The sequence below is a fragment of the Terriglobus sp. YAF25 genome, from assembly GCF_052113305.1.
In the GTDB taxonomy this organism is placed as follows: domain Bacteria; phylum Acidobacteriota; class Terriglobia; order Terriglobales; family Acidobacteriaceae; genus Terriglobus.
The window spans coordinates 1-5,988 of the sequence record NZ_JBFRCY010000482.1 but is presented as its reverse complement, the minus strand read 5'-3'; the positions used below and the strand labels follow the sequence as shown (position 1 = coordinate 5,988).

The window sequence follows — 5,988 nt, the reverse complement described above, 5'->3', positions numbered from 1 at the left end:
GGCATGTGCTTTCATCATACGAAGCATGGCAAGTATCAGAGCATTTCTCCTGTTCCTGGGTACCCTGAAAGGAGCGTGCAGCGGCGTTTTCATTGCGGAAAACGCCCATAGATACGGAAGCCCTACACTACACATACAGGAGAAATGCTCTAACGATCAGGCCCGTTGCAGTGCGAGCGCAATCTCATGAGTCGGGATCGCACCTTCACGCAGAATCATCCACGATGAGCCGCCGCCGCTGAGATCGACAATGGTCGTCGGCTGGGTCCGGGACGTGGGTCCACCGTCAACAATCAGCGGAATCTGATCGCCGATCTGCTCCCGGACACCGTTGGCATGCGTACACTCCGGCAGTCCCGACATGTTTGCCGCCGTTGCCGTAATCGGCAGTCCAAGCTTGGCAACCACTGCCCGCGGAATCGCTGCCTCCGGTACGCGTAGCGCAACGTTGCCCGTCTGGGCGGTAACGCGCAGAGGCAATTTGCCGCCGGCCTTCACGATGATGGTCAAGGGACCCGGCCAGAACTTCTCTGTCAAACGATCGAAGGCGGTATCAAGATCACGAGCCAGCTCATACGACTGCGATACTTCAGAAAGAAGCAGGCTCAGCGGTTTGTACTTTGCGCGTTTTTTGATCTCGTAGATACGCTCAACGGCGCGAAGGTTAACGGGATCCACGGCAAGCCCGTAAAAGGTATCGGTCGGCATACCGACCACATCGCCCTGATTCAGGCGTTGGGCAACATACGCCACCAGCTCCGGTTCCGGCTCATCCGGATGCATACGAACAACGTCAGCGCTCAATACGGTCCCTCTGAAACTCATTCAGAGTACAACAAGCACTGTTTTTGGTTGCCTATGAGCCATCGAAAACGGCGTAGCCAGACATTGCAACGAACAGTCCTTCCCTCTTTCCTGTTACCTCCGTAACACATATTGTTTCTCGCAATCCTGTCTTCTCAAAATGACTGCAACTATCCCCACAGGACTGTGTCTGGTTCTGTCAGGTCGGCTATCCCCGTTCCGGTGTGTTCCCCAACACGTCGGTTCAAGCTCGACAGAAAGGGCCGGTATACGGTCTGGATAAAATCTTTCCCGGCGCGTCGCCCGGCCTTCCCTGATTCGGCATTTCAATCTCAGCCGTTGGAGGAATAAAAAAATGAAAAAGTCATATCGGACGCATTCTCTTGCTCTCTCCCTCATGTTTTTCTTCAGTGTTGCCGCTTTTGCGCAGCGCGCTCACCCCATTGGCTCGGGCGTTGGTCTCGGCGGTGGTGCGGGTGCTGGCGTCGGCTCAGCAGGCACTGGTCTGGGTAGCGGTAATTTGGGTGCCAGTAGTGTTGGCGCAGGTAGCCTGGGCTCCGATAGTTTGGGTGCCGGTACGGGTGCAGGGCTTGGCGCCAACGCTGGCGCCGGTCGCACCAATGTTGGTGTGAACGGAGCGACTTCCGCAAACGTCAGCGCATCCAGGCAGTCCCCTGACAAGGTGCTGACCAATACGCATCTCGACTCATCGCTCACCTCTACCCTAGGCAACAGCGGTGTTTCGATCCCGGGCGGAAATCTTCAGACCGCCTGCTCAGGCTTCAAAGATCTCGGCAACTGCGTTGCTGCGATGCACGTTGCACGAAATCTCAACATTCCCTTCGCCAGCCTGCAGTCACAGATGACCGGCTCGAACGCCGTCAGCCTCGACAAGGCCATCAAGTCCACTGCAGCAGCGGGTACCGATGCGAAGGCGGAGGCGAAGAAAGCCACCAAACAAGCCAACACTGACATTCATGCCAGCGAGTCTGCGTCATCGACAACCACGGCTGACTCCCACATGTAAGTCGCAACTCCTCCGAAAAAGGAAGAGACTCCCATGCTGGGAGTCTCTTCCTTTTTTAAAAACCTCATCCTGTCTCAATGGCCTGCCGGCGCCTTTCCACCCGCCCTGAAATGCTTTGCCAGAAGCACTAATGGCGCAGCGAGAAGAGTGATCCAGCCCATCAAGCGGAAGCAGTCCATGAAACCGAGCATGCGAGTCTGCGCCTCAAACTGAGCATAGAGCTGCGCATATGCTCCACGCGTGGCGTCGGCTACGCTGTAGCCGTGGATCTGGAGGTAGCTTGAAATCTGCCTCACATTCTGCTGCAGCGCATCGCTGGATGAAGAGAAGTACGCTGACAAGCGATCTTCGTGAAAATTCTGCCGCCGCTCGCTCATCGTGGTGACAAAGGACACGCCGAAGCTCCCACCCCAGTTGCGAAAGAGATTCGTCAGGCTCGACGCCTTATTGTTCTGGTCAGGCCTAAGCTGCGAGTACGCCAGCACCGTGAGCGGAACGAAGAGGAAGGCATATCCAAATCCCTGATAGGCGCGGGCAAAGGCGTAATGGAAGTAGTCAGACTGCAGCGTCAGACGGCTGTAATAGAACATCGAGGCGGCGACGACAGTCAGGCTGGCGCCGATCATCATGCGCGGGTGCACAATTCCACGCTGCACCAGCTGCGCCGCGACAGGAGCGAGGAAGGTAATCACCAGTGCTCCCGGACCAAGCACCAGACCGGCGTCGAGCGCGCGATATCCGTACAGGCTCTGCAGGATCTGCGGAATCATCGTTGTCGTCGCGAAGAGGCCTAAACCGAAGATGAAATAAAAGGCGCAGGCAATCGCGAAGTTCCGGTTTGCAAGCATACGGAACTCCACGATGGGATCGGGTGTGCGCAGCTCCCACCAGATTGCGGTTCCCCAGCAAACTACAGCGATTGCAAACAGCCAGCTGATAGACGTGCTGCCAAACCAGTCGTCAATCTGGCCGCGGTCGAGCACGAGCTCAAGTGCAGCCGAGCCGATACCGATCAGCGCAATACCGACGCCGTCTACCTTGCCGCCGCCCTGCGCCTTCAACTTGCGGCGCTCTTCTTCAAAGGCCGGAGGGTCGTGCACAAAACGCTCAGTCAGAAACAGGCTCAGCGCGCCGATAGGGATGTTGATGAAGAAGACCCAGCGCCAGTTGAAGTTATCGGTAATCCAGCCACCAAGAACAGGACCGATCGCCGGCGCCGTGACGATGGCGACGGTATAAAGCGCAAAAGCACTGGCCCGCTTTGCAGGCGGGAAGGTATCGACCAGAATCGCCTGTTCTACCGGTGCAAGGCCCCCACCTGCAATTCCCTGCAGCACGCGAGCGATCAGAATCACATTCAGACTGGGCGCGATACCGCAGAAGAAGCYGGTGACGGTAAAGAGCGCTACGCAGATCATGTAGTAGGTCTTTCGGCCGAAGACGCGGCTCAGCCATGCCGACATCGGCAAAACGACAGCATTAGCCACCAGGTAGGTTTGCCCAGGCGGCCCCCGTATTCAATGCATATGGCTACGRGGGCGCAACCATGTCACAGCTGATGGAAGCCACCGGCCTGGAAAAGGGCGGCATCTATCGCCACTTCAGCAGCAAGGAAGAGCTCGCGATGGAGTCGTTCAAGTTCGCCTGGAATGCGGTGCTGGAGGTTCGCCTGCAAGGGCTGGAGAAAGTGCCGACCGCCCTCGGCAAACTGCGGCACATCATCGACAATTTCGTCGAAGTACGATCCCCGGTTTCAGGAGGGTGTCCCTTGCTGAATACAGCCATGGACTGTGACGACGGCAACCCGGCGTTACGTGACCTCGCTAAAAAGACACTGCAAAACTGGCAGCAGCGCCTGATGAAGATTGTGGATGATGGCATACACACCGGGGAGATCGTGGGTGCCGCTTCTCCGAAGATCACCGCAAACGTCATCATCTCTACCCTGGAGGGGGCCGTAATGATTACCAGGCTGGAACACACGCTGGATGCGCTGCAAGATGCGCGTACTGCCCTGTCTGCCCACCTGGAAACTCTTGCAGCAAAACCCCGGAGACATGCAAGAACCTGATGGCTGCGAGTGGCAGGAAGAAAATTCTCCTGACACCCGCTCTGCCACCTACAGCCGACTCAGTTGGCGGGTTGAAGCTCCGCGTCGACCGCGAATGCATCCTCTTCTTCGGCCACATAGCTTTCCTGTGGCTGCATTCCTACCAGGCCTACGATGACAAGAGCCAGGATCTGTGGCTCGATCGGCTGACGATAATCCATCGATGCATGCGTCAGATAGTACGGAATGGGAAACAACACTACGAGTATTAGGTACGGCATCACCGAACGCCAGTCCTTCTGCAGCCAACGGCGGATACCGCGTAGCATCAGCAGTGTGAGACCGGTGCAGAAGAACAAGTTCGGAACATCGAAGGGCTCACGCTTCAGATAAGCACGATCGAAGCTCCAGAAACTGGTCCAGTAGCGCAGAGCCCTGCGCAACGTGACAGCCGCGAAGTAGCGAGGATGCTCACGGACGAAACGTACGGAAAGGTCATGCTTTTCCGCCAGGTATCCCGTCTCTCCCATCTCGGTCCACTTCTTCATCTCATAGGCATCGCTCGCCGGATGCGCCGAAGGAGGATTCGTGACCGAAGCGTCTCCATGGTTGCCGGCGTAGAACTCGAGCCAGAAACCATCGCGCAGGGGGACGGCCGTATGCAGGACACGCTGGTTGCGAATCGACCATGGCAGGACAACGACGATCGTTGCCAGCACTGCAACAGCCATACGGCGGATCCACGGTCCACCCTCGCGGCGTACACGCCAGCCGGCAAGCAGGAGCAGGAATGGAAGCGAAGTCAGGACCGAGGGGTTTGAAAGCAGCGTAACCCCGAAGAGCACACCGAAGGCAGCCCAGCCGATGGAGCGGTGGGCACGGTGTAGCCCCTGTGCTGCCCAGAAGCAGCAGGCAAAAAGCAGCGAAGTCAGAGCGTAGTCCCAGACCTGGGATGCGGAAAAGTATATGGCGAAGGGATAGAGCGCCCAACCCCATGCTGCCCAACGCGCCGCTCGCTGACCGGCGACATTACGAACACTGAAATAGACCGGAATGCAGGTCAGCGCCGAGAAGAGACTGTTGATTGCCAGCAATACATAGGCAGCCTGCAACGTATAGAGCCCGAACAGCCGAAAGACCCCGGACATCAGATACGGATAGATGGGTGGGACCAACGCCGTGGGTCCGGTCAACGGCAGGAAAGGCGCGCTGAAGCCATGGCCGAAGAAGAGGCTGCGGGCAACCCACCCCATCTCGGCGCCGAAATCGCCGTGATCGAGCGTTGGTTTGGCAATATCACCGGCGGCGAATACAGCAACGACCAGCCGAATCGCCAGAGCGAAGAAGACTATCGCGGGTAGGAGCCGGACCGGAGAATCGAAACTGTCCCGAAGGCGGGAGAACCACGAAGAACGCTTCGTGCGCGTCGCGAAAACTGTCGTCATGCCACCTCACCAGAGGTGCAGGACGCGGGGGATGTCGCCGTGCCAGAGCCGGCGAATTTGTTTCCTTGCATGTAGCTCCTTCATGAGCCTCTTGGACGTGTTCTTTTTGCTTTGGACTACAAACGCAACTAAAAAATCTCTCGTAAGAGGAGCGCAATCGGTCGAATGTCACGTCGAAAGTTGCCCTAGTCTCTCATCCGAAAAGYCTTAAAATGGTAAAAATCTGATGCCTTTCCTGATCACCAGCCGAACGAATTCCCGTTTAAAGCAGCTTCGAGCTGCGCTGGACGGACTGCCCCGGCTCTCCGAAGGCTATATCGGCATTGAAGGCGAGCACCTGCTGGAAGAGGCCCTACGCAGTGGCCTCGAGGTAAAGTCCGTCTTTTTGCGCGAGGACCGGGTTCTTCCGGCATCCCTTATTCTGCCTCCGACCTTGGAGGTCATCTCCGTCGCAAAGGATGCCTTTATTTCGGCGACGGAGGCCCCACAGGGGGTTGCCGCTTTGGTTACTCCTCCCCGGCACTCCCCCGAAGCGCTGCTGCGCGGCAAACCGCTGATCATCGTTGCCGAGGCGCTTCAGGATCCGGGCAACCTTGGCACCCTGATCCGTACGGCGGAGGCCTTCGGAGCCACCGGCCTGGTAACGCTTTCAGGGACTGTCT

The 5,988-nt window shown here is 57.6% G+C and carries 6 protein-coding genes and 1 pseudogene; 4 read left to right on the top strand and 3 right to left on the bottom strand.

Annotation, left to right across the window (positions count from 1 at the left end; translation table 11 throughout):
* Positions 1-156 precede the first annotated feature (156 nt).
* The gene (locus tag AB4043_RS18420) at positions 157-825 is read right to left on the bottom strand and encodes an L-threonylcarbamoyladenylate synthase (protein WP_442303329.1); all 669 of its coding nucleotides are present in this window, start codon (positions 823-825) and stop codon (positions 157-159) included.
* Positions 826-1,159: 334 nt separating this feature from the next.
* Here AB4043_RS18420 and AB4043_RS18415 point away from each other — a divergent pair, with 334 nt between their 5' ends.
* Positions 1,160-1,831 carry a hypothetical protein gene (locus AB4043_RS18415; protein ID WP_442303328.1) on the top strand — a complete coding sequence of 224 codons (672 nt, stop codon included), beginning with the start codon at positions 1,160-1,162 and terminating at the stop codon, positions 1,829-1,831.
* A gap of 74 nt (positions 1,832-1,905) precedes the next feature.
* On the opposite strand, the gene AB4043_RS18410 is transcribed toward AB4043_RS18415, so the two are convergent.
* A complete protein-coding gene (locus AB4043_RS18410) occupies positions 1,906-3,318 on the bottom strand; it encodes a DHA2 family efflux MFS transporter permease subunit (protein WP_442307732.1) in 1,413 nt (470 codons plus the stop codon).
* Positions 3,319-3,344: 26 nt separating this feature from the next.
* Here AB4043_RS18410 and AB4043_RS18405 point away from each other — a divergent pair.
* Both AB4043_RS18405 and AB4043_RS18400 read left to right on the top strand, forming a co-directional pair.
* A pseudogene (locus AB4043_RS18405) lies at positions 3,345-3,443 on the top strand (TetR family transcriptional regulator); the annotation flags it as partial.
* Between the two features lie 12 nt (positions 3,444-3,455).
* The gene (locus tag AB4043_RS18400) at positions 3,456-3,902 is read left to right on the top strand and encodes a TetR family transcriptional regulator C-terminal domain-containing protein (protein ID WP_442307733.1); all 447 of its coding nucleotides are present in this window, start codon (positions 3,456-3,458) and stop codon (positions 3,900-3,902) included.
* Positions 3,903-3,961: 59 nt separating this feature from the next.
* Here the strand turns inward: AB4043_RS18400 and AB4043_RS18395 are convergent, their stop codons facing one another.
* The gene (locus AB4043_RS18395; protein ID WP_442303325.1) at positions 3,962-5,326 is read right to left on the bottom strand and encodes a glycosyltransferase family 39 protein; all 1,365 of its coding nucleotides are present in this window, start codon (positions 5,324-5,326) and stop codon (positions 3,962-3,964) included.
* 226 nt (positions 5,327-5,552) lie between these two features.
* Here AB4043_RS18395 and AB4043_RS18390 point away from each other — a divergent pair.
* Positions 5,553-5,988 (top strand): TrmH family RNA methyltransferase (locus tag AB4043_RS18390; protein ID WP_442307731.1); only part of this gene is annotated, 436 nt, incomplete at its 3' end.